The 23,192-nt window shown below is 41.7% G+C and carries 24 protein-coding genes; 16 read left to right on the forward strand and 8 right to left on the reverse strand.

From position 1 onward, the window contains the following. The 8 genes from WBJ10_RS07535 to WBJ10_RS07570 form a co-directional block, all read left to right on the forward strand. Positions 1-1,353 (forward strand): pyridoxal phosphate-dependent decarboxylase family protein (locus WBJ10_RS07535; RefSeq protein ID WP_424288906.1); only part of this gene is annotated, 1,353 nt, incomplete at its 5' end. Between the two features lie 49 nt (positions 1,354-1,402). Further along, positions 1,403-1,819 carry a Holliday junction resolvase RuvX gene (gene ruvX / locus WBJ10_RS07540; RefSeq protein WP_424288907.1) on the forward strand — a complete coding sequence of 139 codons (417 nt, stop codon included), beginning with the start codon at positions 1,403-1,405 and terminating at the stop codon, positions 1,817-1,819. Between the two features lie 39 nt (positions 1,820-1,858). Further along, positions 1,859-2,494, forward strand: coding sequence for an O-methyltransferase (locus WBJ10_RS07545; RefSeq protein WP_424288908.1), 636 nt, complete (start codon positions 1,859-1,861; stop codon positions 2,492-2,494). Between the two features lie 44 nt (positions 2,495-2,538). Continuing rightward, positions 2,539-3,210: a glucosaminidase domain-containing protein gene (locus WBJ10_RS07550; RefSeq protein ID WP_424288910.1), complete on the forward strand. Its 672-nt coding sequence runs from the start codon at positions 2,539-2,541 to the stop codon at positions 3,208-3,210. Between the two features lie 103 nt (positions 3,211-3,313). Further along, positions 3,314-4,144: a glucosaminidase domain-containing protein gene (locus WBJ10_RS07555; protein WP_424288912.1), complete on the forward strand. Its 831-nt coding sequence runs from the start codon at positions 3,314-3,316 to the stop codon at positions 4,142-4,144. Positions 4,145-4,342: 198 nt separating this feature from the next. After that, positions 4,343-5,095, forward strand: coding sequence for a hypothetical protein (locus tag WBJ10_RS07560; protein ID WP_424288914.1), 753 nt, complete (start codon positions 4,343-4,345; stop codon positions 5,093-5,095). A gap of 1 nt (position 5,096) precedes the next feature. Beyond that, complete coding sequence (locus WBJ10_RS07565; RefSeq protein ID WP_424288916.1) at positions 5,097-5,426, forward strand: hypothetical protein; 330 nt, start codon at positions 5,097-5,099, stop codon at positions 5,424-5,426. A gap of 48 nt (positions 5,427-5,474) precedes the next feature. Then, positions 5,475-6,479 carry a DUF3078 domain-containing protein gene (locus tag WBJ10_RS07570; protein WP_424288918.1) on the forward strand — a complete coding sequence of 335 codons (1,005 nt, stop codon included), beginning with the start codon at positions 5,475-5,477 and terminating at the stop codon, positions 6,477-6,479. Here the strand turns inward: WBJ10_RS07570 and WBJ10_RS07575 are convergent, their stop codons facing one another. Together WBJ10_RS07575 and WBJ10_RS07580 are read right to left on the reverse strand one after the other, a co-directional pair. After that, a complete protein-coding gene (locus tag WBJ10_RS07575) occupies positions 6,480-6,692 on the reverse strand; it encodes a DUF5916 domain-containing protein (RefSeq protein WP_424288920.1) in 213 nt (70 codons plus the stop codon). Further along, positions 6,685-7,728, reverse strand: coding sequence for a DUF5916 domain-containing protein (locus WBJ10_RS07580; protein ID WP_424288922.1), 1,044 nt, complete (start codon positions 7,726-7,728; stop codon positions 6,685-6,687). Before WBJ10_RS07580 ends, WBJ10_RS07575 begins: the two co-directional genes overlap by 8 nt. A gap of 185 nt (positions 7,729-7,913) precedes the next feature. Here WBJ10_RS07580 and ffh point away from each other — a divergent pair, with 185 nt between their 5' ends. The 5 genes from ffh to def all read left to right on the forward strand — a co-directional run bounded on the left by ffh (position 7,914) and on the right by def (position 14,776). Next, entirely contained in the window at positions 7,914-9,254 is a 1,341-nt protein-coding gene (gene ffh / locus WBJ10_RS07585) for a signal recognition particle protein (protein WP_424288924.1), read from the forward strand. Positions 9,255-9,960: 706 nt separating this feature from the next. Continuing rightward, on the forward strand, positions 9,961-11,244 hold the full coding sequence (locus tag WBJ10_RS07590; RefSeq protein ID WP_424288926.1) for an asparagine synthetase B: 1,284 nt from the start codon (positions 9,961-9,963) through the stop codon (positions 11,242-11,244). Positions 11,245-11,326: 82 nt separating this feature from the next. Next, positions 11,327-12,865 carry a YifB family Mg chelatase-like AAA ATPase gene (locus WBJ10_RS07595; RefSeq protein ID WP_424288928.1) on the forward strand — a complete coding sequence of 513 codons (1,539 nt, stop codon included), beginning with the start codon at positions 11,327-11,329 and terminating at the stop codon, positions 12,863-12,865. Positions 12,866-12,902: 37 nt separating this feature from the next. Then, positions 12,903-14,132: a M16 family metallopeptidase gene (locus WBJ10_RS07600; RefSeq protein ID WP_424288930.1), complete on the forward strand. Its 1,230-nt coding sequence runs from the start codon at positions 12,903-12,905 to the stop codon at positions 14,130-14,132. Between the two features lie 71 nt (positions 14,133-14,203). After that, positions 14,204-14,776 (forward strand): peptide deformylase, encoded by a 573-nt coding sequence (gene def, locus WBJ10_RS07605; protein WP_424288932.1) that lies wholly within the window; start codon positions 14,204-14,206, stop codon positions 14,774-14,776. A gap of 3 nt (positions 14,777-14,779) precedes the next feature. Here def and WBJ10_RS07610 read toward each other — a convergent pair whose 3' ends face one another. From WBJ10_RS07610 to WBJ10_RS07620, 3 genes are all read right to left on the reverse strand, one after another. After that, positions 14,780-15,418, reverse strand: coding sequence for a hypothetical protein (locus WBJ10_RS07610; protein WP_424288934.1), 639 nt, complete (start codon positions 15,416-15,418; stop codon positions 14,780-14,782). A gap of 92 nt (positions 15,419-15,510) precedes the next feature. Then, complete coding sequence (locus tag WBJ10_RS07615) at positions 15,511-15,789, reverse strand: NifU family protein (RefSeq protein WP_424288936.1); 279 nt, start codon at positions 15,787-15,789, stop codon at positions 15,511-15,513. 42 nt (positions 15,790-15,831) lie between these two features. Next, positions 15,832-16,893 carry an Mrp/NBP35 family ATP-binding protein gene (locus tag WBJ10_RS07620; protein WP_424288938.1) on the reverse strand — a complete coding sequence of 354 codons (1,062 nt, stop codon included), beginning with the start codon at positions 16,891-16,893 and terminating at the stop codon, positions 15,832-15,834. Positions 16,894-17,109: 216 nt separating this feature from the next. Here WBJ10_RS07620 and WBJ10_RS07625 point away from each other — a divergent pair, with 216 nt between their 5' ends. From WBJ10_RS07625 to WBJ10_RS07635, 3 genes are all read left to right on the forward strand, one after another. Next, entirely contained in the window at positions 17,110-19,296 is a 2,187-nt protein-coding gene (locus tag WBJ10_RS07625; RefSeq protein ID WP_424288940.1) for a transglycosylase domain-containing protein, read from the forward strand. An 18-nt stretch (positions 19,297-19,314) separates the two neighbouring features. Further along, positions 19,315-19,863, forward strand: coding sequence for a hypoxanthine phosphoribosyltransferase (hpt, locus tag WBJ10_RS07630; RefSeq protein WP_424288942.1), 549 nt, complete (start codon positions 19,315-19,317; stop codon positions 19,861-19,863). Between the two features lie 92 nt (positions 19,864-19,955). Then, complete coding sequence (locus WBJ10_RS07635; RefSeq protein WP_424288944.1) at positions 19,956-20,624, forward strand: phosphatidylserine decarboxylase family protein; 669 nt, start codon at positions 19,956-19,958, stop codon at positions 20,622-20,624. Positions 20,625-20,639: 15 nt separating this feature from the next. On the opposite strand, the gene WBJ10_RS07640 is transcribed toward WBJ10_RS07635, so the two are convergent. The 3 genes from WBJ10_RS07640 to trmD all read right to left on the reverse strand — a co-directional run bounded on the left by WBJ10_RS07640 (position 20,640) and on the right by trmD (position 23,079). Beyond that, the gene (locus WBJ10_RS07640) at positions 20,640-21,794 is read right to left on the reverse strand and encodes a mechanosensitive ion channel family protein (protein ID WP_424288946.1); all 1,155 of its coding nucleotides are present in this window, start codon (positions 21,792-21,794) and stop codon (positions 20,640-20,642) included. 161 nt (positions 21,795-21,955) lie between these two features. Continuing rightward, a complete protein-coding gene (gene rplS / locus WBJ10_RS07645) occupies positions 21,956-22,303 on the reverse strand; it encodes a 50S ribosomal protein L19 (RefSeq protein WP_424288948.1) in 348 nt (115 codons plus the stop codon). 101 nt (positions 22,304-22,404) lie between these two features. Next, a complete protein-coding gene (trmD, locus tag WBJ10_RS07650; protein ID WP_424288950.1) occupies positions 22,405-23,079 on the reverse strand; it encodes a tRNA (guanosine(37)-N1)-methyltransferase TrmD in 675 nt (224 codons plus the stop codon). Between the last annotated feature and the right edge of the window lie 113 nt (positions 23,080-23,192).

Here is a 23,192-nt window from a genome sequence, read left to right on the forward strand (position 1 = left end):
GCCGTTGTTGATCATTTTGAAACCCAACAGGATAAACTGCCTGTTGCAAGTGGGTCCAGAGCCGACATGGAGAAATTGTTTTCCGGAGATGTGCCTGAAGAAGCTACGCCGGCAACTGAGGTGCTTGATTTTGTACTCAAGAACGTTATGCCGCAAAGCAATATAATGAGCCATCCGCAATCTTATTCTTTTGTACCGGGGCCTAGCAATTACATCAGTGTGATGTCGGATACCCTGGCAACAGGTTTTAATATTTTCTCAGGCGGCTGGGTAGGATCTCCGGCAGCAGCTACCATTGAGATTATTACGACAAACTGGCTTCTAAAAATATTTAACTTTCCGGTTAAAAAAGGCGGCGGAATTTTTACAAGTGGCGGTTCGATGGCCAATCTTACTGCGCTTGCAACGGCCCGTAAGGTGAAATGCGGAGAGGACTTCTCGAAAGCAGTGGTCTATCTGTCAGACCAGGCACACTCGTCAAATATAAAAGCTATCAGTATCCTCGGTTTTAGGAAAGAGCAGGTAAGGATTATTCCTACCGATATGGAATTTAAGTTCTCCATAAATAAACTGAAAAATGCGATAGCGAAGGATAAGATTGAAGGATTTCAGCCTTTCTGCCTGGTTGCATCCGCCGGAACAACCAATACCGGAACCATCGATCCGTTGGACGAACTGGCTCGCATTTGCAAGGCAGAAAATATCTGGTTACATGTTGACGGTGCATTTGGAGCCGCTGCGATCTTATCGAAAAAAGGAAAAAAGCTATTTAAGGGAATTGAAAAAGCTGATTCCCTGACCATCGATCCTCACAAATGGCTTTTTCAGCCCTATGAGATTGGATGCCTGCTCGTGCAGAATCATAAATATCTTAAAGGGACTTTTAGTGAAAAGGCCACTTATCTGAGAGATATTGAGGGAAATGAGTCAGAAATCAATTTTTATGACCACGGCATTGAACTCACCCGGAATTTCAGGGCACTTAAATTATACATGTCTTTGAAGACTTTCGGCCTTGGGGCATTCAGAAATGCGATTAATTATAATATCGAGCTTGCCGAAGAGGTAGAAGCTGAACTCCGTTCCAGCACGAAATGGGAAGTAATATCACCAGCAACTTTGGCTATAATTAATTTCAGATATCACCCTGTTGGACAGAATTTAAATGATGCAAAACTGGATCAGATCAATCAGAAGATTTCCGCGAAAGTGATGTCTTCGAAAAAGGCGCTACTGGTTACCACTATGCTGCAGGGCCAGGTTGTGTTGAGGATATGCCTGATTAATCCCCGTACTACACTGGAACATGTTAAAAGCACACTGGAATTATGTGAAAAATTCGCGTTGGAATAAACAGGAAAACGAAGAAGTACAATAATATTTGCCATTCTAAACATTAAGCATGCGGATTTTAGCCTTTGATTATGGAACCAAACGTATCGGCATCGCTGTTACTGATCCGCTGCAGATTATAGCGACAGGTTTAGATACCATACATCCGAAAGATATCATTGAATATCTTAAAAAATACCTCGCAAACGAACACGTTGAACTTTTCATAGTTGGTGAGCCCTTGCAGATGGATGGAACTCCTTCACAATCAACACCGCATATCAAGGGTTTTATTACGATTCTAAAAAAGCATTTCCCAGAGATACTGGTCGAACGCATTGACGAGCGTTTTACTTCGAAAATGGCTTCAGCTGTCGTAGCTCAAAGTGGTTTTAAGCGGTCAGACCGGCAAGATAAGGCCCGTTTAGACACAATTTCGGCAACAATTATTCTGCAAACTTATCTCGAAAAAAGGAGCTATCAGTAAGGTAATCAGGCAGTCGCGGAGAATGTGTACCTTTGCGCCATGGAATTTATCAGCGAAGAACTGAAAAACTACCTTTTAAAATATTGCGATCCTGAGGAAGAACTTCTCAAAAATATAGATCGGGAGACAAACCTAAAAGTTTCAATGCCGCGTATGCTGTCGGGCCATTATCAGGGCCGGGTATTAAGCATGCTCAGTAATATGGTTCGTCCAGAACGGATCCTCGAAATTGGTACGTTCACTGGTTATGCTACTTTGTGTCTGGCTGAAGGACTAGCAGAAAATGGTATAATCCACACCATTGATATCAACCTGGAATTGGAAGAGATGGTAAGGTCTAATTTCAGCAAGTCGACTTTTAAAAATAGAATCCTGTATCACCTGGGTGATGCAACTAAAATAATCCCCGAAATTGATGAGGTTTTCGACCTCGTATTTATAGATGCTGACAAAAAAAATAATGGCACCTATTACAAACTCGTAATCGATAAATTAAGACCCGGCGGTATTATCATTGTGGATAATGTGTTATGGAGTGGTAAAGTCCTTGAAAAACAAATAGATCAAAATACAACTATAATTGCTACATTTAATGAAATGGTAATGAAGGATCAGCGCGTTGAAAAGCTGATACTGCCCGTTCGGGATGGATTGTTCATAATAAGAAAAAAATAAAAGAGACGCTCTTTTTTATTCACTAACTAATTAAAACATCAATCATGAAACATTTATTAACCCTGCTCTTTATTGGCTTGAATTTCTCTGCTGTGGCACAGTACAGCACCCGGGAATATATTGAGCAGTACAAAGACCTGGCAATACGGCACATGGACGACAAAGGTGTTCCGGCAAGTGTAATACTTGCCGTCGCAATGCACGAATCGGCCAATGGCAACAGCAAACTCGCTAAATACCTTAACAACCATTTCGGCATAAAAGGCAAGAACACCAGCACAGACATCAAATCTTCATATCGCGGGTACGAATCTGTAACAGATTCCTATCTCGACTTTATGGGAGCAATGACGCGAAATAAAAAGTTTGCAGCACTATTTGGAAAATATCCGAGTTACGATTATTACAATTGGGTAAAGGGCTTGGAAAACGGTGGTTATGCTGCAAGTAAACACTGGGCTCCACGGGTTCTTGCTATCATTAAAAAAAATCGCTTGTATGAATACGACAGACGCCCGGAAGGTGCAGAACTGGCAAATACTGGCGCGCCCGCGGTATCGAAAATTAGCCCTTCAGCTGTTCAGGTCTACATAGTCAAAAAGGGCGATACTCTTTCAAAAATCGCAATGAAGTTTAGCTCAAGCGTCCAAAAAATTATGAGTAAAAACTCCTTACCTACCACTAGACTTGCCATTGGACAAAAATTAGTGCTCTAAGTCTTCTGGTGGAAAGAAGGCAATGAAGATAAAAATCTGACGATAGGTAAAATATTAAGATGCAAATATCGAATTTAGCAAGCGGATTTAAACCCAGCGTTAAATGAAGATTTATCTCATACCCTTTATAATTTTGATGGCAGTAGCCAGTTCATGCAGCACGCGAAAAGTTGCTTCTTCAAAACCCCGGCCGGCAGCTCCAGCTTCCCGACCTTCGAATACGATTACTGAAACCACCCTGGTCAGAAAATATTCGGCGGATGATTACATTGAACGGTTCAAAGCTATTGCAATAAAAGAAATGAACAGCTATGGCATTCCGGCCAGCATTACCCTCGCCCAGGGTATTCTTGAATCTGGAAGCGGAAACAGCAGTCTTGCCCGCGAAGCAAACAACCACTTTGGAATTAAATGCACGCCGGAATGGAAAGGCAAGACCATTTTAAAAGATGACGATCAGATCGATGATTGCTTCCGGGTTTATAGCAACCCTGAAGAATCTTTTCGGGACCATTCTGAATTTCTTAAACGAAAGCGATATGCATCCTTATTTGAGCTCAATAAAGATGATTACCGTGGTTGGGCTACCGGATTAAAAGCAGCTGGTTATGCCACCAACCCACGTTATGCTGAACTGCTGATCACTCTTGTTGAACGCTACGACCTCAGCCAATATGATCGCAAAGAAGGATATATAGAAAAAATTAAGCGTGAGGACAAAGTCCTTACGGAAATCGCTCAAAACATTCCTGAAGAAAAGAAACAGGAAACTTCCAAGGCTCCGGTAGAAATGAAGATCTACGAAGTTAAACAAGGTGATACGATGTATTCCATCGCAAAACGCTTCGCAATTACTGTGGATGAATTAAAGATTTTGAACGATCTGGGAACTGGAGATGTTAAACTGGGTCAGTTATTGCTTGTTTCTAAATGAGTATCAGGTATCATGATTTAGTGCTCGGGTATTGACCAAGCATCTTAAATTGAATTCCTACCGGCATCTTGCAATATTGAATCCCTTTTTCAGTTTAACGATAATTAGATCTTGCTACTTGATACATGATTCTAGTCTTCAATGTTAAATTGTTAAATCCCAACCCAAACCCGCCCAAAAGCCGTAAGTTTAAATACCTTGAAAAAAGCTCTTTACATAACGTTTATACTGCTTATTACCTCTGGAAAGCTATTCGCCCAGGACTTGTCTATACAGGGCATCGTTTTCGACATGGATAGTAAACAGCGGTTAACACGGGTTTATATTTATAACACCCGAACCGGGGATGGATTTTATAATACAAGCAAAGGGGAGTTTAAAACGAACGCTCGTAAAGGAGATGTTTTGGTCGCCGCTTTACAGGGGTACGGCGTGGATACGATAAGTATCAAATCGGAGAGCACCCTACTATTTTATCTCAGAAGAACCAGTATTCAGCTTCAGGAAGTGGTTGTACGCGATAGTCTGAAAACACCTTCGGAACAGCTCAAACAAGCCCAGGAAGAATACAGCACTATCTATTCGAAGGGAGCGGTAAAAGATGTAATTACAACAGGAGGCAGTAACGGCGGTGGAGGTGCAGGGTTAAGCATTAACGCATTATATAGTCTTTTAAGCAAGGAGGGCAAAAACGCAAGAATGCTTCAGAAAATAATTGAACGTGATTATCGTGATGCTATGATCAACTACCGTTTCACAGCAAGTTTAATAAATAATGTAACAGGATTAAGCGGTGCAAAACTGTCGGATTTTAAGCAGCAATACAAACCTGGTTACTACTTCATCCTTGAGGCAAACGAATATGAATTAATTCAGTTTATCAAGAAATCCTATCAAAGCTATCTTGAAAACCCGGCTGCTTACCGCCTGGGGCCCCTAAAAGAAAATTAGAATGAAGTTCCCAATTGTGCATCTCCCATTTCTTCCAGCAGCTGGAATGGCGATTTTCCCTTTTGTACTGATAAAGTTCGCAGCCCTTAAAAAGGATAAGCAAATAATCAATCATGAACTCATTCATTTGCGACAGCAAATAGAATTACTGGTTATACCCTTTTTTATCCTGTACCTTCTTAATTATCTAATTAACCTTATCCGCTACAGAAACCATGATCAGGCTTACAGAAATATTGTGTTTGAACGTGAGGCGTATCAAAATGATTCAAATCATTTATATTTAAAAAATCGTAAGTTTTCCGCCTGGATAAGCTACATCCATCCATAAATCAGGAAAATATATCGAAAAGAGTGCATTTTTCGTTTTATTTGTCAAATGTATTTCCGCTGCCTGATTGTATTAGTATTAATTGCCTCTCAAATCCCTGTAGCGTTCAGTCAACAATCTGAAAGCCCAACTGATACTACCCTACTAAAAAGCCTAAAGCAATATCCGCGCAAGAATACTCTTCCTGTGAGAAGGCCTGTTATTTTTCCAGAAACAGTTCGGCTCCCTGAACCTGAAATGCTGGAACTTAGCATAAATTATTGGCGAAACTGGACCTCGTTTGGCGTAAATGTAAACCAAGCTTCATTTAGTGAAAATTGGGGAGGTGGTGGAGTAAACTCACTGGCACTGGGGGGACAATATACCTTCAAAACCGACTACACTAAAGGGGATAAGAACTTCGTTTCCGACCTGATACTCCAATATGGAAAATTAAAAAACAAAGATCAACTCTCCAGAAAAACAGCCGATCGTATTTTCTGGGATAATAAGGTCGCACTCAAATTATCTAAAAGCTGGTATTTTTTCGGTTCAATAAATTTTGAATCTCAGTTCGACAGGGGTTTCTCTTTTTCAAAAAATGCGCAGGGAAACGAGATTAGGACGCTCCTTTCAAGATTCATGGCCCCGGGATACTTAACTGAATCTGTTGGCTTTGAGTATAAACCCGTTAAATATTTTTTCGTACGAATCGGTACAGGCACGGCCCGTCAAACTTTTATGATTGACACTAACCTGTATAAGACCAATCCCAAAAATTTCGGGGTAGAACCGGGCGAAAATTTCAGAAACGAACTGGCGTTCCAGATAGTCGGTGCTATTGACAAGGATATCGCAGTAAACCTGAATCTTAAAAGCCGGTATACCATGTTTGCGAATTACGAAAAGCTTAAAAGCATCGATAACAGGCTTGATTTGACACTTACAGCCCGAGTGAATAAATTGATCAATGTTTCCCTTGCGGGGATAGTCCTGTATGATGACGATACAGCCAATGAAATACAGGCAAGCCAGGCGCTTTCGCTGGGCCTGATTTACAAATTCCCACGGTAGTTATATCTTCTTCTTAAACTGAAGGTAGTCGAGGTAGTACAAGACCTTTAAAGAAAGGCTATTATTTTGAGGGCGGCCAATAACCCTTCCGAAGTTCCTGCCGTAGCCTTCCCGGTTGGTCGTCTCGTAGTCTTCAGCCAGATCTTTATAAGTAACGCTTATTTCACTCCCTGGTGCGAATTGCCAGGAATAAACCATATCGATATTAAACACGTTGTAGTTTAAGCTGGCCACTTACATCACTTTTATAGGATGGAAAAGAACCAATTCTTCTCGAGTAAAAGAGGTCTACTTTATTGAAAAGCTCGGTCCCTTCGGTAAAGAACTGCCGGTTTTCATTGAATTTTACTTCAAAAGGAGTAAGATTAAGGACTTGATTATCGGACCGTACTTGGCCAAAATCGGGTACGAGTGTCATATCCAGAGTAAAACTCTGGTTGATGCCATATTTTACGTCCATACCCCCATTAAAAGATCCGGTTGTATTACTGATGTCCGGGAAATTATGAGGATAATTATTAACTAAGCTTGAAACGTAAGGTGAAAACGACAAACGAACCGGCGATTTAATATTTGTAATGCCGTGAAGTTCGCCTTCCTGATTAATAAAGCCACTTACTTTAGGATCCACAAAGTTCCAGCAGGACTGATAATTAATCTTCTGCCTCCGGCGTGTCATATTTATTCCCCAGGTATGAATATCCTTATTTGCAAAACGAAGTGCGGAATATGGGATCTTCAATTCAGCAGTCCAGCCGAGTTTATCAATTTTAACCTCGCTGTCCCATACTGCATTCCAGTTATCGTCCTCGTTCTGGGTTTGCGAATATTTTGCATCATATTGAGAACCTGCTGCTGTAACATAGAAACCAAGACCATTTATCCGGTCGAGGTAGGGGTCGAATATAATCCCAATAAAGTCCGAATTTCCGACCTGGTCTCGTGTAACCAACTCCCTCGCAATACTATCCGGATGTTCAAACATCCTCGCAGAAATGTAAATAGCCGAATTATCATAAAGAATTTTTACCTCGGTACCGCGCTCCCTTGACTCCACACGGCCAGGTGTAGGCCGGAGTTCCACAAATTCATCAGCAGCAACGGCTTTAGCCCACTCCGAATCGTCCAGTATACCGTCAATCTTGGGTGCGCTTTCGGTCCGGACGGCATTCATTTTCTTTATGTTTTGCGCAACCGAATTAATAATACATACACAAAAAAGGCAGGCGAGTAGCAGTCCTGATTTCATTTCTTAGGGTCGATTGGGTTAGATTGGGTAATATTAGACGCAAAAAGTGTTAATACGTTGCAGCAATTTGTTAAAAGACGTTAAATAATTTTCAATTCTTTTAACACCCAGTCATGTAATAAGAAGTGGCGGTGAGTAATTAGCCCGAAAACATTAACTTTGCAGAGCTAAGAGCTGATTGAAAGATGTTTGAAAATTTACAGGATAAACTAGACAGGGCCTTTAAAGTATTAAAAGGGCAGGGGAGCATTACAGAAATAAACGTGGCCGAAACCATGAAAGAGATTCGAAAAGCTCTTCTGGACGCCGATGTTAACTATAAAACTGCTAAAGCCTTTACTGACGAAGTGAGGGAAAAAGCGCTTGGACTTAATGTTCTAACTGCAGTATCCCCTGGGCAGCTGCTCACCAAGTTGATGAACGATGAGCTGGCGAACCTCATGGGTGGAACCGTCGAGGAATTGAACATCACTGCCAATCCTACGATCATCTTAATAGCCGGACTCAATGGTGCTGGTAAAACCACATTTTCAGGTAAACTTGCGAATTTCCTTGCCACTCAAAAAGGTAAAAAACCGCTTTTAGTAGCTGGTGACGTCTACCGCCCTGCAGCGATCGATCAGCTGGAAGTTCTGGGCGGTCAGATTAATGTTCCGGTTTTCACCGACCGTAATTCTAAAGATCCGGTAGGAATCGCAAAAGCCGGTATTGCAGAAGCAAAAAAGAATGGGCAAAATGTAGTCATCATAGATACAGCAGGTCGATTGGCGATTGATGAGGAAATGATGAACGAGATCGCTGAGGTGAAGTCAAGCACGAATCCTCACGAAATTCTGTTTGTGGTCGATTCGATGACGGGACAGGATGCGGTGAATACTGCAAAAGCTTTCAATGATCGTCTCGATTTTACGGGTGTTGTATTAACTAAACTAGACGGTGATACCCGTGGCGGTGCGGCGCTTTCGATTAAATCGGTAGTTAATAAGCCAATAAAGTTTATCGGTACCGGCGAAAAAATGGAAGCTCTGGATGTGTTTTATCCAGACCGTATGGCTTCCCGGATCCTGGGAATGGGTGATGTGGTTTCCCTTGTTGAACGTGCGCAAATGCAGTTCGACGAAAAGGAAGCGGCAGAACTTCAGAAAAAAATCCGCAAGAATAAATTCGATTTCAACGATTTTCTCAGCCAGATCCAGCAAATCAAGAAGATGGGTAACATGAAGGATTTGATGGGAATGATACCTGGTGTTGGTAAAGCTTTGAAAGATGTAGAAATCGACGACAATGCCTTCACACCTATTGAATCCATAATCCGTTCAATGACTCCTCACGAACGCGAAAACCCTGACGCGATTAATCAAAGCCGCCGTACCCGAATTGCAAATGGTTCTGGTACCAGCATCACGGAAGTGAACAAGCTGATAAAACAGTTTGAAGACATGCGGAAGGTCATGAAGCAGTTTTCTAATCCTGCTGCAGCCGCGAAAATGATGAAGGGGATGCCGAAGATGCCGTTCGGGAAGTAGGATTTTTGGGTTAAAGAAGATTTTAAGTTAATATTAAGTGAGAGAAGATTTTTTGGTTAATATTAAATTGGGCGTTCTGATATAGATAGATTCTTTTAGGAAAGATCTGTTTGTTTATTTTTTGGAAAGCAATTGCAGTATTTCTTCGCTTCCGGTAGTCGGGTGCTCTGCAATAGTTTTTTGCGTTTAAGTCCCCATATTGAACAGAAATTCCGATCGCAAAAAAGCTATTTGCGACGCCCCCGTTTATTGTACTCAGAACAGAATTCCTTTGCAACGGCAGCCGCATAGCGTACCTTGACAAACACCGTTTACCCCTCATTCAACAGACACTAATAGCAGCACATACCCTGCAATTTAAACCGGATCGGAGTGATAGCTTTTTGCCGAATGTAAAATCCAATGTCTAAAATGTCTTTTCCGGCAAAAACTAAAACGGAGAGCCGGACTGTGTTAACCGAAAGGCACTGGATCTGCTTTCCAAAATATTATAACACATTATTCCCCTAGCAGAACACTTTTTTTAACTATTTATCCTCTAATGGAAATATTCTTCTATACATTCTCCTTCAACCACTTCTGGATCTTACAGCACCTTTCTCTAACCAAACCTCTCAATCCTACAACAATATTACACTAGTCCTCTATTTCCAGTATAATTCTCCATCCTTTTATTCATAGATTTATATAACGCTATGAGTAAGAAATGGTTAAATTCTATTTAACATCGATTTTCCTGCTTCTGTCGCTGTTCGCCCGAGCAGCTTCAATACTCATACCTATGGACGAGAGCCAGAAAAATCACCTTAAATCTTACGGGATTGCATACTGGACTTTGAAGAAAGATATAGCCGTCGACTGGCTTTTAAATTATCGTGGCGGCAGCTTCCTGATCAAATACGCCAAGTCTATTGAAGATGAGTGCCGTGTGCGCGGGATATCCTATGAAGTTATTACTGATGGCCAGGTAAATGCCATTCTAACAGAGATAGCCAGTCCGGAAATCAATATGGAAATGGTGAAGCTGGAAACGGCTGCTAAAATTGCCGTTTATTCGCCAAATAATGTATTTACAAATAAGGATTATACGGATGCAGTTCAGTTAGCGCTCGAGTACGCCGAGATACCCTATGATATTATTTATGACGATGAAGTTCTGATGGGCGAACTTCCTAAGTATGATTGGCTGCATTTGCACCATGAAGACTTTACCGGGCAGTTTGGGTTGTCTGGACAAAGGCAGTCGCAGGAAGACATTAACATTCAGAAAGCTATAGCCACGAGGCATGGTTATTCAAAGGTCTCGCACTTGAAACTTACTGTTGCGAAAAGCATCAGCAAATTCGTGAGCGGCGGCGGGTATCTGTTTGCCATGTGTTCTGCGGGCGAAACCCTCGATGTAGCCCTGGCAGCAGAAGGTATAGATATTGTAGAAAGTAATTTCGATGGGGATGGAACAGATCCTGGGGCCCAGTCCAAACTTGATTTCAGTAAAACGCTTGCTTTTGGGAATTTTATTTTGAAACCTGATTATCGGGGCTTTTCTAATATAAATGCTGGCCGATACTCAAATCCTGAAAATGATTTCTTTACACTTTTCAGCTATTCTGCGAAATGGGATATCGTTCCTTCTATGCTTACACAAGATCATGAATATGTAATCAAAGGATTTAACGGACAAACGACCGCTTTTAATGAAAGCACTGTAAAATCAAATGTTCTGGTGATGGGTGAAACTAAGATAGCTGGAGTGGCGCGATATATTCATGGTGAATTTGGCAACGGCCAATGGACTTATTACGGTGGGCATGACCCTGAAGGTGATATCGGGCGTGGGGGCGGCGGTTCCCGCAATAACGGGGTTCGGATGCCCTCTAACCCTGCCGACCGTAAGAGGGATTTGAGCCTTACTCCAAATTCGCCGGGATACCGTTTAATTCTTAATAATGTCTTGTTTCCTTCTGCCAAAAAGAAAAAGCAGAAGACTTGATTCTACCATTCCCTCATTTCTTTCCCCCCTATCAACCCACCAATTCCTGCATTGTGTAATTTAGGCTTATGCCTCGTTTACCATGCCTGTAAAAACCTACGGAAGCGCAGTTTTCGGAATTGAAGCCATTACTATTACCATGGAGGTTAATATGAGCGGCGGCACGAGATATGTAATCGTTGGGCTTCCGGATAATGCCGTGCGGGAAAGCCTGTTCCGTATTGAAAGCGCGCTCAATAACTCGGGGTATAAGATGCCGCGGCGAAAGATCGTAGTGAATCTTGCGCCGGCAGACATAAGGAAAGCGGGCTCCTCTTACGATCTGCCAATTGCGATGGGGATTCTTGCTGAGTCGGGCCAGATAGCGCGTGAAAAACTGAAAGAATTTCTGATAATGGGTGAGGTTTCTTTGGATGGAGGCCTTCAGCCAATTAAAGGCGCATTGCCAATTGCTATTCAGGGAAAACGGGATGGGTTTAAAGGCTTAATACTTCCAAAGGTTAATGCACGCGAGGCCGCAATAGTGGATGACTTTGAAGTATACGGAGTGGAAAACCTGTACGAGGTGATTCAATTCTTCGCGGGCAAGGGATCCATTGAAAGGACGATTGTAGATACCAAACAGGAATTTCTTCAAAATATCAGCAATTATGAAAGTGACTTTTCGGATGTTAAAGGACAGGAAAATATTAAACGGGCTCTAGAAATTGCAGCGGCAGGCGGCCATAATGTGATATTAATTGGACCGCCTGGAGCTGGTAAAACCATGCTGGCTAAACGGCTCCCGACTATCCTCCCGCCATTAAACTTACACGAAGCGCTTGATACTACGAAGATCCATTCTGTTGCAGGAAAGCTGTCCGCATCCGAGTCAATAATGACAGTCAGGCCTTTCCGATCGCCGCATCATACAATATCGGACGTAGCGCTTGTCGGCGGAGGAACTAATCCGCAACCTGGGGAGATATCACTCGCGCATAATGGAGTTCTTTTCCTGGATGAACTTCCGGAGTTTAAACGAACCGTTCTTGAAGTGATGCGGCAACCTTTGGAAGAGCGCCGGGTAACTATTTCACGTGCAAAGTCAACAATCGATTATCCCGCAAGCTTTATGCTCGTGGCTTCAATGAACCCCTGTCCCTGCGGATTCTACAATCATCCCGAAAAGGAATGTATCTGCGGATCAGGAGTTGTACAGCGGTATCTCAGCAAAATTTCAGGCCCTCTGCTCGACCGCATCGACTTACATGTGGAGGTTACTCCGGTAAACTTCAACGAACTTACTTCCGACCGTCCGGCAGAAAAAAGCAAATCCATTCGGGAACGGGTAAGTGCTGGTCGTCAAATCCAAATCGCCCGATTTGAAGATCGGGAGGATGTGTTTTGCAATGCACAGATGAGTCCCAATATGGTCAGGAATATCTGCAAAATTAATGAGGCGGGACAGGCCCTCTTAAAACAAGCAATGGAAAAGCTGGGACTTTCTGCGCGGGCTTATGATCGCATCTTAAAAGTATCCCGCACCATCGCGGACCTTGCCCAAAGTAAGGAAATCGAACTCGAGCATCTGGCAGAAGCCATACATTATCGAAGTTTAGATAAAGAAGGCTGGGCTGGTTGATTCTCCATTCTCCATTAAATTCCTCACCTTTGCATCAATGGATTACCAGGTACACACGTTGCAAAACGGGATACGCGTTTTACATAAACCAACGATTTCAAATATCTCGCATGCCTGCATCATTATAAATGCGGGTTCGAGGGACGAGGGTGATTCCAAAGATGGACTGGCACATTTTATCGAGCACCTGCTTTTTAAAAAGACGGTAAAACGGAGTACCAATCAAATACTTAACCGTCTGGAACTAGTTGGGGCAGATTTGAATGCCTATACCACCAAGGAATATACCTGTGTTCACGCTTCCTTTCTTAAACCGCATCTCGAACGCTCTTTGGACCTGTTCGAAGACATTGTTTTTCACTCCGTATTCCCGGAGGATGAAATGGCCAAGGAGAAAGAGGTTATACTGGATGAAATAAGCTCATATCACGATCAGCCGGATGAGGCAATAAATGATGATTTTGAGGATTTATTATTTGAAGGGCATAATCTTGGCCGGAATATTCTTGGAACAACTGAAACGGTACAGAGCTTTACTCAAAAGGATATTCAGGAATTTATCAAGTCAAACTATAGAACTGATGAAATCATCATCGGAGTTTGCGGCGATTATCCTTTTAAAAACGTTATCCGGGTTGTTGAAAAGCTTTTCGGCAAAATCGCACCGAATAAAAATGAACGGAAACGCTCGGCTATAAACAAGTACAGTCCTAAACAAATCCGTTTCCCTAAACCAATAAATCAATCACACTGCGTGATAGGAAACCGTGCATATGCCATGCACCATCCCGATAAGGTGGGGTTACTGCTATTGAACAATATACTTGGAGGTACAGGAATGAGTTCCCGTCTTAACCTGGAAATACGGGAAAAATACGGGATAGCCTACACCATCGAGTCGAATTACACCCCGATGAGTGATACCGGCATTTTCTCAATCTATCTGGGTACCGATGCTGAAAAAATGCCTAAAGCTTTGAAACTTGTAGATCGAGAACTGAAGAAACTAAGGGATCAGAAACTGGGGCCTGCGCAGTTGAATCAGGGAAAACAAAAATTTATCGGACAGATAGCACTTGGTGAAGAAAACAGAATGGGCTTGATTATCTCTATGAGCAAAAGTCTGCTGGATTATGGTAGGGTGGATTCATTGGAGGAAGTCTTTGCAAGAATCAATAAAGTATCATCAGCACAGTTATTGAAGATTGCAAATGAAATGTTTAGTCCCAGCTCTCTCAGCCGGATGATTTTCGAACCCGTGGAATAAAACCGATTCATAAGAGCGCTATAGGAGGCTGTTGATTTGCTTCGTACACATAAGAAGAGTATTTTTGCCCCATGAAACTTCCTATTATCGCCTACGGTGACTCTGTTTTACGCAAAAAAGCTACAGAAATAACCAAAGACTATCCTGATCTGGAAGTTCTAATAGCCAACATGTTCGATACCATGTATGGTGCGCATGGAGTTGGATTAGCAGCTCCTCAAATTGGCCTTTCAGTTCGCTTATTTATAATTGATGCTACTTCTTTCGCTGAAGACGAACCGGGGCTCAAGGACTTCAAGAAGGTTTTCATCAATGCCAAGATTATCGAAGAAAGTGGCGAGAAATGGTCCTTTAATGAAGGATGTCTTAGTATCCCTGAAATTCGTGAGGATGTGTCGAGGCTCGGGAATGTCAAGATTTCTTACTTTGACGAAAACTGGAAGCAGCACCAAGAATCTTTTGATGGATTAGCTGCCAGGGTTATACAGCATGAATACGACCATATCGAGGGAAAGCTATTCACCGATAAGCTTAGTCCGCTGCGCCGGGCTCTGCTTAAAAACAGGCTCGATTCTATTTCGAAAGGATTGGTGAAAGTGGACTATAAAATGAAGTTTCCCGCACTAAAAAAGGGCAAACGTTAGGTTCTATTGCCCTCTGCTTTTATCGCCGTTAACGATCTGCTGGATCAAAGCACCCCAGGCAAAAGGATTCAATAAAGGATTAGCAAATCGCTGGTTTATATTTCTATTCGTCAGACGGGCATGATTGTTTTGGAAATTGTAGCTCTGCATTTCAGCGCCATCTCGTGGTAAGCTGGACATCATTGCTGAAAGGCTTTCTTTAGAAACATTTTTCCTTGCGATTTCCAGATCGTCATCGGCAAATTTCATGCTCATAAACTCCCTCTTAAATTCGTCTGTACTTGCCCAGGGATATACGCGGACCATAGGCAGATTTATCACGTCTTGCTTCATGGCCACCACTACTGTATAACTATTATCCGTAATATCTTTAGGAATTACCAGTCCTTCTTTTTTATACCCAATAGCAGTGAACAATAATGTATCGCCTACATTAGCAACGAAAGAAAAATAGCCTTTGTAATTAGCCGCATAGAAACGAGCTTTCCCGGTTACATTGGTAATTGTTACATAAGGCACGACCGTATTGCTGTCCACATTTACAATTACTCCCGAAAACTGCACCAGTTTTTTCGCAGCGGTCTGGGAAAACCCTGCGGTAGCAGCAGCTAAAAACAGAATCAGAAAGAGGGAAATTCGCATTTTTAAAATTAGTGTATTCAGTACGGACAGTTAGTTAAATTATGTTAAATGCGAGGCTACTTTTAAATAACGAGGATTTTTTAATTGTATTGCTACAGGAGCCTTTCAGGAAGGACTGCAGCGGGATCATCGATATCGGTCAAGTTTACTGCTTCAACTCCTTCTATTTCAGGAACTGATTTCATAATTGCCTGCTCTATACCAGCTTTTAGTGTCATAATACTCATTGGGCATGAACCACAGGATCCCAATAAACGCAGACGCACAACATTCCCTGGAGTAATCTCCTCAATTGATACATTTCCACCATCAGCCTCCAGATATGGCCGGATAGTATCCAGTGCAGCTTCTACTCTTTGCAATAAATCCATGGTGATTTTTATTTTTATAAAGATACGAATTTTTTAAAAAAGCTATTTAACAGCATTTCTTATAGCAACCTGCTGCGCTACTCTTTCAGCGATTTGCATAAAAGCTGTACCCATCAGGTCGTTCTCATCTAATATAACAGGCCTCCCTTCGTCACCTGCATCGCTAATGCTTTTCACAAGTGGTATTTCTCCCAGGAAGGCGATTCCATATTGCTGAGCCAGCGCCTGTCCCCCGTTTTGACCAAAAATATAATATTTATTCTCAGGCAATTCTGCAGGTGTAAAATAAGACATGTTTTCGACTACACCCAGCAATGGTACGTTAACCGAGTCCATCAAAAACATACCTAATCCTTTTCTTGCATCAGCTAATGCCACATTTTGCGGTGTGGTTACTATTACAGCCCCCGTAATCGGAAAGCCTTGAGTTATGGTAATATGGATATCACCAGTACCCGGAGGAAGATCTACAATCATATAATCAAGTTCACCCCAGTCGGCATCGTTAAACAACTGTTTAACTGCAGTAGAAACCATTGGCCCTCTCCAGGGCACGGGCTGATTCGGGTCGGTAAAAAATCCGATGGATAGAAGTTTGATTCCATATTTTTCTATCGGCTCGATCCGTGTTTTGCCCTCTGCATTCTGAGACGCCTGCGGTCGCTCACCTTCAACGCCAAACATAATAGGTATTGAGGGGCCATAAATATCAGCATCAATCAGCCCGACCTTAGCCCCTTTCTTCGCAAGGCCCAGTGCCAGGTTCACAGCGACGGTAGATTTTCCAACGCCCCCTTTCCCAGATGCAACAACGATAATATTTTTTATGTCTTTAAGACCAGGCTCCATTCTGCTGGTAACCCTTGACGACATGTTTATGGAAATCTCAGCCTCTTTGCTTACGAAATGCAGTATCGCATTCCTGCATGCATTTTCCAGCATATCCTTCATTGGGCAGGCTGGCGTGGTTAGCACAACGGTGAAACTGACTTTATTACCCTCAATTTTAAGGTCTTCAATCATGTTCAGCGTTACCAGATCTTTTTTAAGATCCGGGTCTTCTACATATCGTAATGCACTAAAAATCTTTTCGGAAGTGATCATTAACTTGTTTAAAAAGGAAATTATTATTGTCTGTTTACCCCCCAGGCAACTGATTTAAAGCTTGCCACAGAATCCTGAGGCAGACGCGGTTTTTTATATATTTGTCTGCAACAGCTCCAACAGGATGTATAGGACAGCTGCAAATCTACTAAAACCAGAAGGGTTTATTAGCTTGGAAAAAGGGATTTTACAGTGGCTTGACCCGCAAAATAAAATATGGCGAAAACGTTTCTAGGATTTAATACGTTATCTTTCAAAAGATTGGGACAATCCTTTATGCAGATACCTCGGAAATATTATAAAATAGCTCTCATCAGCACAATAAGTCTTCTTTTTATTGTTATTGTAGCAGGAAGTATCGCTTATGCTAAAAGGGAAGCAATATTACGAACGGCCATTGAAAAGGGTATCAACAAGGCGAAACGTGACTATGATCTTAATGTTAAGATTGGCAGCGCAAATTTTACCGGACTTTCCACTGTAAGTTTTGCAAATATTACCATTGTACCCGAGAATCGCGACAGCCTTGCGAATATTCAGGAGTTTGAAGTAGGTGTAAAGCTTTTTCCCCTGCTCTTTGGCGATATTAAGCTTTCCGAAATAATCCTGAATAAGGGCCATATAAACCTTATAAAAAAAGATTCTGTAAGTAACTATGATTTTATCTTCAGAAAGAAAAGTGTTGACAGCACCGAAGTAAAGTCAGAATTGAATCTTTCCAAACTTGCTAATGGCCTTGTTAACCAAATGCTTTACAAAATCCCTGACGACATGGACATTAGGGATTTCGAAATTAAGTTCAGAGATGATTCGACGGAGCTAGATTTTTATACAAGCAGTGCGACCATTAATGATGGCGAAGTCGAATCAACTGTTAAAGTCAACGGAAATGAGTCAACCTGGCACTTCGAGGGTACCGTCGAACCCGACGACCAGCAGCTTGATCTGTTCATGTATGCTGATAATAAGAAAGTGGAGCTTCCATTCCTGGAGAAGAAATTCGGGCTTAAACTAAGTTTCGATACTGCTTCTACCCAAATGAGGGGTATTAGCAAAAGGGGAGATATTCTTGAGATTAACGGCTCCTGGGGGGTTAAAAATCTACTTGTTAACCATGCGCGGATTTCATCTAATGACATCATTGTTCCGGATGCATCGCTTGAAGCTGATATGGTGATAGGAAAAAACTTTGTTTCTATTGACAGCACTTCAACTATACACCTGAAAAATGTAGAAATACACCCTTTTATTAAGTATACACTGACCCCTGCTAAAACTTATGAATTAAGGGTTCATACGGATGAACTCGATGCACAGGAATTACTAAACTCTTTTCCGCAGGGACTATTCGAATCTCTGGAAGGCATGCAGGTTAAGGGAAAAGTCAAATTTGACCTTGATTTTTATCTTGATACAAAAACGCCCGATAGCTTGATTTTCAACTCATCATTACAGAATATTGGTTTTAAGGTTGTGAAATGGGGCAAAACTAATCTTCAAAAAATTAACAAAACATTTGTTTATACACCGTACGAATATGGCAAACCTATGCGTGATATCATCATAGGGCCTGAAAATCCCAATTATGTTCCGCTTGAGCAAATTTCGCCTAACTTAAAGAATGCACTCCTAACTGCAGAGGATCCTTCTTTTTATAGCCATAACGGTTTTGTTGCAGAGTCTTTCCGAAACTCCATGATTACAAATTTCAAGGAGAAAGCTTTCAAGAGGGGTGGAAGTACGATTTCCATGCAGCTTGTTAAGAATGTTTATCTCAGCAGGCAGAAAACAATGGCGCGAAAGGTTGAAGAGATGCTAATTGTATGGATTATCGAAAACAGTAATTTATCAACCAAGAAGAGAATGTTTGAGATCTATCTTAACCTGATTGAGTGGGGCCGGAATGTCTATGGGATCGGGGAAGCTGCACAACATTATTTTGGGAAACACCCTTCACAGTTAAATGTTGGGGAAGGAATATTTTTGGCTAGTATCGTACCGCGTCCTAAAACAGGGCTCTACCGATTTGAAGGGGATGGAAGCTTACGAACTTCGCTCCGCGGATATTTCCGGCTGATAGGGGGCCTGATGGCGCGCAGGGGCCTTACTCCTCCCGACAGCAGTGCCTACGGATTCTACTCGGTCAGGCTGCGTCCTGATTTGCAGTCTGGAATACCAGTAGTTGATTCTTTAACCGCAGATAGCCTTATGACCGTAGAACCCGAAGAAGAGCTCACCATACTGGAGAAGATTTTGGGGAAAAGACGCCCTGATACCGTAAGTATCAAAGAGTTAAATAAACCAAAGCCTATTACAAGCGACAGCAGTACAGCACCTGCCGATTTACGAAGGGACAGAAGAGAGCAAAGACGGCAACGAAGAGAGGCTGACAAAAATGATTAATTTGATTAATTTTAAGGTATGCGGATTGAGATAGACGAAAAGGTTTTTGATGTGATGCTGGAGTATGAGCAGATCAAAAAAAGGATCCGACTAATTGGAATTCAGTTAAATGTTGATTTTGAAAACCGTATTCCCGTTTTTGTAGGAGTGCTGAACGGCAGCTTCATATTTCTTGCCGATCTGATAAAAGAAATCGATATCTCATCTGAAGTAACCTTTGTTAAAGTTTCTTCTTATGACGGCGAAAAGAGTACAGGTAAAATAAAAAAAGAGATTGGCCTTCAAATGAGTTTGAAAGACAGGGATGTCGTAATTGTAGAAGATATAGTCGATAGCGGCGAAACCCTTCGATATATTTTGGATATGATTAGAGCAGAAGAACCCGCATCAATTAATGTTTGTACACTGCTTCTAAAACCTAAATCACTGAAAACCAATTTCGAGGAGATTTGCTACGTAGGATTTGAGATCCCGAACGAATTTGTTGTTGGGTATGGCCTTGATTACAATGGTCTGGGCAGGAACCTCAAGGATATTTACCGCGCAGTGCCTAAAAGCGAACTTTAGTAGATTATCCTATAGTCTGTTTGGATATGCTTGTTTTGGTCACTCGTTAGTTGCGGGGAAAAATGTATTTTTGCTTAAAACTAAGCCATAATATGACCATTCATAAGGAGGGATACACTTCCATAGCACTTACTGTACTGTTTATTTTTGTACTGAATGCAATAGTTCAGTATTTACTCCCCGAATTGAACTGGCTTCACTGGGTTATTTACATCTTGTCATTCATCCTATTTGTAATTGTACTTCAGTTTTTCAGAAGCCCGAGCCTGGTGGTTCAAATGAACGATGATCAGGTAATTTGTCCTGCCGATGGGAAAGTTGTCGTAATTGAAGAAACGGAAGAAACGGAATTTCTAAAAGACAAACGTATTCAGATATCAGTTTTCATGTCTCCTATAAATGTCCATATAAACAGAAATCCCATATCTGGAAAAGTAAGTTTTTCGAAATATCATCCTGGAAAATTCCTTGTGGCATGGCATCCAAAATCGTCTACAGAAAATGAGCGTACTACTATTGTTGTCGAGAACAGCCACGGAATTTCTGTGCTTTACAGGCAAATAGCTGGAGCTTTGGCCCGAAGGATTGTTTGTTATTTAAAAGAGGGCGACGAAGTAATGCAGGGCGAACAATTCGGGTTCATTAAATTTGGCTCAAGGGTAGACGTATTTCTACCCCTTGGCAGCGAAATTAATGTAGAATTAAACCAGGTTGTCAAAGGCGGAGTAACTGTGCTCGCGCATTTGAAAACGGCTCAATAATTAGAAGTTTGAAAATTACTCGAGGCCTTCAGAAGGCTTTTCTGATCGGTATTCCTGAAACACTGGTCGCAGGGGCTGCGCAAATCCAGCTCCATGATCTGCCACAATTTTCATGATCTGGTAATTTATCTCCTCCTTGATTTTTGCATAATCTGCACCCTCAGCTACAATTACGAAGTATTGAACTTGAATATTCAAAGCTGATTCGCTCATCGTATCGAATGATACAATGGTGTCTTCACCAACTAAAGGGCGGGAATTAATGAATCTCTCAATCTCTTCAGCGATTTTCATCATTGCTTCGGAAGGGGTATCATGTTTAAGTGCGACATTGAATTTCATCCGGTGAGAATTTCTCAGGCTTAAATTCTCAAGAGGGCTGTCTACCATTTTCTTATTTGGTATCACCACCAGGGTTCTGTCTGTGGTGCGCAGCAGAGTACTTCTAAAGCCCACTTTCTCGATAGTACCTTCATACTTGTCAATTCGTATCAAATCTCCTACTACAAATGGCCTGTCAGCGAATATTGTGAATGATCCTAACAAGTTTTGTAAGGTGTCTTGGGCGGCAAGAGCCACAGCTATACCTCCAATTCCTAAACCGGCAATGATGGTAGCAACATTGAGGTTAAACACCGAGCCGAGTATAACAAATATTGCGAACATTATCGTCACAATCTTAGACAACTCTTTTACAAAAGGCACCATCTGATCATCCGATTTATTAACGGTTAAAGATGATTTATAGAGAAATATATGCGCGATAAAGTCAATTATCCGTAAGATGATGTGGAAGAAGGAAATAATAAACAACAGTAAAAACAGCTTATCGATCACCTGGATAACTTTGATTTGGTATACGACAGGCACTTTTCCGGCTGTGTTAGTCCTTCTGAATATCACTTCATTCAGGGGATATTCAAGCTGGTTGATGGCTAGATAAATTGCGATAAACATGATTAAAAGTTCGATAGGCCGAAGGAGGAGGCCCACAAAAACGTTCGAATCAGTTCCTGAATGCACGCTTTTGAAAAATTTATAGATGATTTTGCTGAGAATTCGCGAGAATATTCGCTTGAATACCAGTCCAAAAATAAGGACAGCTGCTGCGATCAAATAGTTTTTAACGCTATTTCCGATAAAGATGTCGTTTAGGAAGCCTATTTCCATAAAAAAAATGAGTGAATGAGGAAATTAGAGAATTAGTAAAATGAGACTACGAAACTTGAACATATACAAAAGATATCCAACGTTAATTAGCGAATACAAATCCACAAAAACAAAAAAACCTCCCCGAAAGGCTCGGGGAGGCTAAATTCTGTATGATCTAATTATACTCTTTTTGATTTGATACGAGCTGCTTTACCAGTCAGCGCACGTAAGTAGAATAGCTTCGCTCTGCGAACCTTTCCGTGACTGTTTACATCAATCTTATCAATGTTAGGAGAGTTAACAGGGAAGATACGCTCTACACCCACTCCATTTGACATTTTGCGTACAGTGAACGTTTCGTTCACTCCCATACTATTGCGCTGGATAACCACACCCTGATAAATCTGGATACGTTCTTTATTACCTTCGCGAATTTTATAGTGAACGCTAACCGTATCACCAGCTTTGAATGCAGGAACTTCTTTTCTTACAACTACCTGCTCTTCAACAAATTTTACTAAATCCATGATTTTAAGCTCTTAAAGTCGATTTTTAGCCCGTAAAAATCGGATTGCAATATTACGAATAATTATTAACAATTGGAAGGAAGTGTGAATAATTTGTTTTTTTACTTTAACAAATCCGGCCGTCTCTTTTGCGTTCTCTCCAGCGCCTGATCATGTCTCCATTCATTAATCTTTGCTTCGTTGCCGCTTAATAGTATGTCCGGCACCTTGTGGCCGTTCCAGTCGGCGGGTCGGGTATATACCGGAGCATCCAGTAAATCCCCCTGAAAGGAATCGGAAAGGGCGGACGTCTCATCGTTCAGCACACCTGGTAATAACCTAACCACGCTATCGACAAGCACCGCAGCTGGCAATTCACCACCGGAAAGCACATAGTCGCCAATAGAAATCTCCCTCGTTACAAAAATATCGCGAATACGCTGGTCTATCCCTTTATAATGTCCGCAAAGGATGATAATGTTCTTTTTACCTGAAAGCTCATTTGCCGTAGTCTGATTCAAGGTAGCACCATCAGGTGTCATAAAGATCACTTCGTCATAATCACGTTCAGATTTCAGCTTTTCTATGCAGTTAGCAAAGGGCTCGATTGTCATCACCATTCCGCTTCCTCCCCCATACTGATAATCATCAACGGATTTTTGTTTATGATTAGAAAAATCCCGCAGGTTATGTACCACGATTTCCGACAAGCCTTTAGATTGCGCACGTTGTAAAATAGAATGTGCAAAAGGGCTTTCAAGTAAACCAGGAAGAACGGTTATTATGTCGAAACGCATGGGAGTTGTAGGTTATACGCCTGCCTGACGGTAGGCAGGTTGTAAGTTGTACGTAATACATTGTAAGTTATAGGTTGTAAGTTATAAAGTGCATAAGGCACATTATTCTCCTA

The sequence above is a fragment of the Daejeonella sp. genome, assembly GCF_049655485.1.
Classification (GTDB): domain Bacteria; phylum Bacteroidota; class Bacteroidia; order Sphingobacteriales; family Sphingobacteriaceae; genus Daejeonella.

Coding starts and splice junctions, on each gene's coding strand:
- ruvX (WP_424288907.1), top strand. CDS start 1,403: ATGCGGATTTTAGCCTTTGATTATGGAACCAAACGTATCGGCATCGCT.
- WBJ10_RS07545 (WP_424288908.1), top strand. CDS start 1,859: ATGGAATTTATCAGCGAAGAACTGAAAAACTACCTTTTAAAATATTGC.
- WBJ10_RS07550 (WP_424288910.1), top strand. CDS start 2,539: ATGAAACATTTATTAACCCTGCTCTTTATTGGCTTGAATTTCTCTGCT.
- WBJ10_RS07555 (WP_424288912.1), top strand. CDS start 3,314: ATGAAGATTTATCTCATACCCTTTATAATTTTGATGGCAGTAGCCAGT.
- WBJ10_RS07565 (WP_424288916.1), top strand. CDS start 5,097: ATGAAGTTCCCAATTGTGCATCTCCCATTTCTTCCAGCAGCTGGAATG.
- WBJ10_RS07570 (WP_424288918.1), top strand. CDS start 5,475: ATGTATTTCCGCTGCCTGATTGTATTAGTATTAATTGCCTCTCAAATC.
- WBJ10_RS07580 (WP_424288922.1), bottom strand. CDS start 7,728: ATGAAATCAGGACTGCTACTCGCCTGCCTTTTTTGTGTATGTATTATT.
- ffh (WP_424288924.1), top strand. CDS start 7,914: ATGTTTGAAAATTTACAGGATAAACTAGACAGGGCCTTTAAAGTATTA.
- WBJ10_RS07590 (WP_424288926.1), top strand. CDS start 9,961: ATGGTTAAATTCTATTTAACATCGATTTTCCTGCTTCTGTCGCTGTTC.
- WBJ10_RS07595 (WP_424288928.1), top strand. CDS start 11,327: ATGCCTGTAAAAACCTACGGAAGCGCAGTTTTCGGAATTGAAGCCATT.
- WBJ10_RS07600 (WP_424288930.1), top strand. CDS start 12,903: ATGGATTACCAGGTACACACGTTGCAAAACGGGATACGCGTTTTACAT.
- def (WP_424288932.1), top strand. CDS start 14,204: ATGAAACTTCCTATTATCGCCTACGGTGACTCTGTTTTACGCAAAAAA.
- WBJ10_RS07610 (WP_424288934.1), bottom strand. CDS start 15,418: ATGCGAATTTCCCTCTTTCTGATTCTGTTTTTAGCTGCTGCTACCGCA.
- WBJ10_RS07615 (WP_424288936.1), bottom strand. CDS start 15,789: ATGGATTTATTGCAAAGAGTAGAAGCTGCACTGGATACTATCCGGCCA.
- WBJ10_RS07620 (WP_424288938.1), bottom strand. CDS start 16,893: ATGATCACTTCCGAAAAGATTTTTAGTGCATTACGATATGTAGAAGAC.
- WBJ10_RS07625 (WP_424288940.1), top strand. CDS start 17,110: ATGGCGAAAACGTTTCTAGGATTTAATACGTTATCTTTCAAAAGATTG.
- hpt (WP_424288942.1), top strand. CDS start 19,315: ATGCGGATTGAGATAGACGAAAAGGTTTTTGATGTGATGCTGGAGTAT.
- WBJ10_RS07635 (WP_424288944.1), top strand. CDS start 19,956: ATGACCATTCATAAGGAGGGATACACTTCCATAGCACTTACTGTACTG.
- WBJ10_RS07640 (WP_424288946.1), bottom strand. CDS start 21,794: ATGGAAATAGGCTTCCTAAACGACATCTTTATCGGAAATAGCGTTAAA.
- rplS (WP_424288948.1), bottom strand. CDS start 22,303: ATGGATTTAGTAAAATTTGTTGAAGAGCAGGTAGTTGTAAGAAAAGAA.
- trmD (WP_424288950.1), bottom strand. CDS start 23,079: ATGCGTTTCGACATAATAACCGTTCTTCCTGGTTTACTTGAAAGCCCT.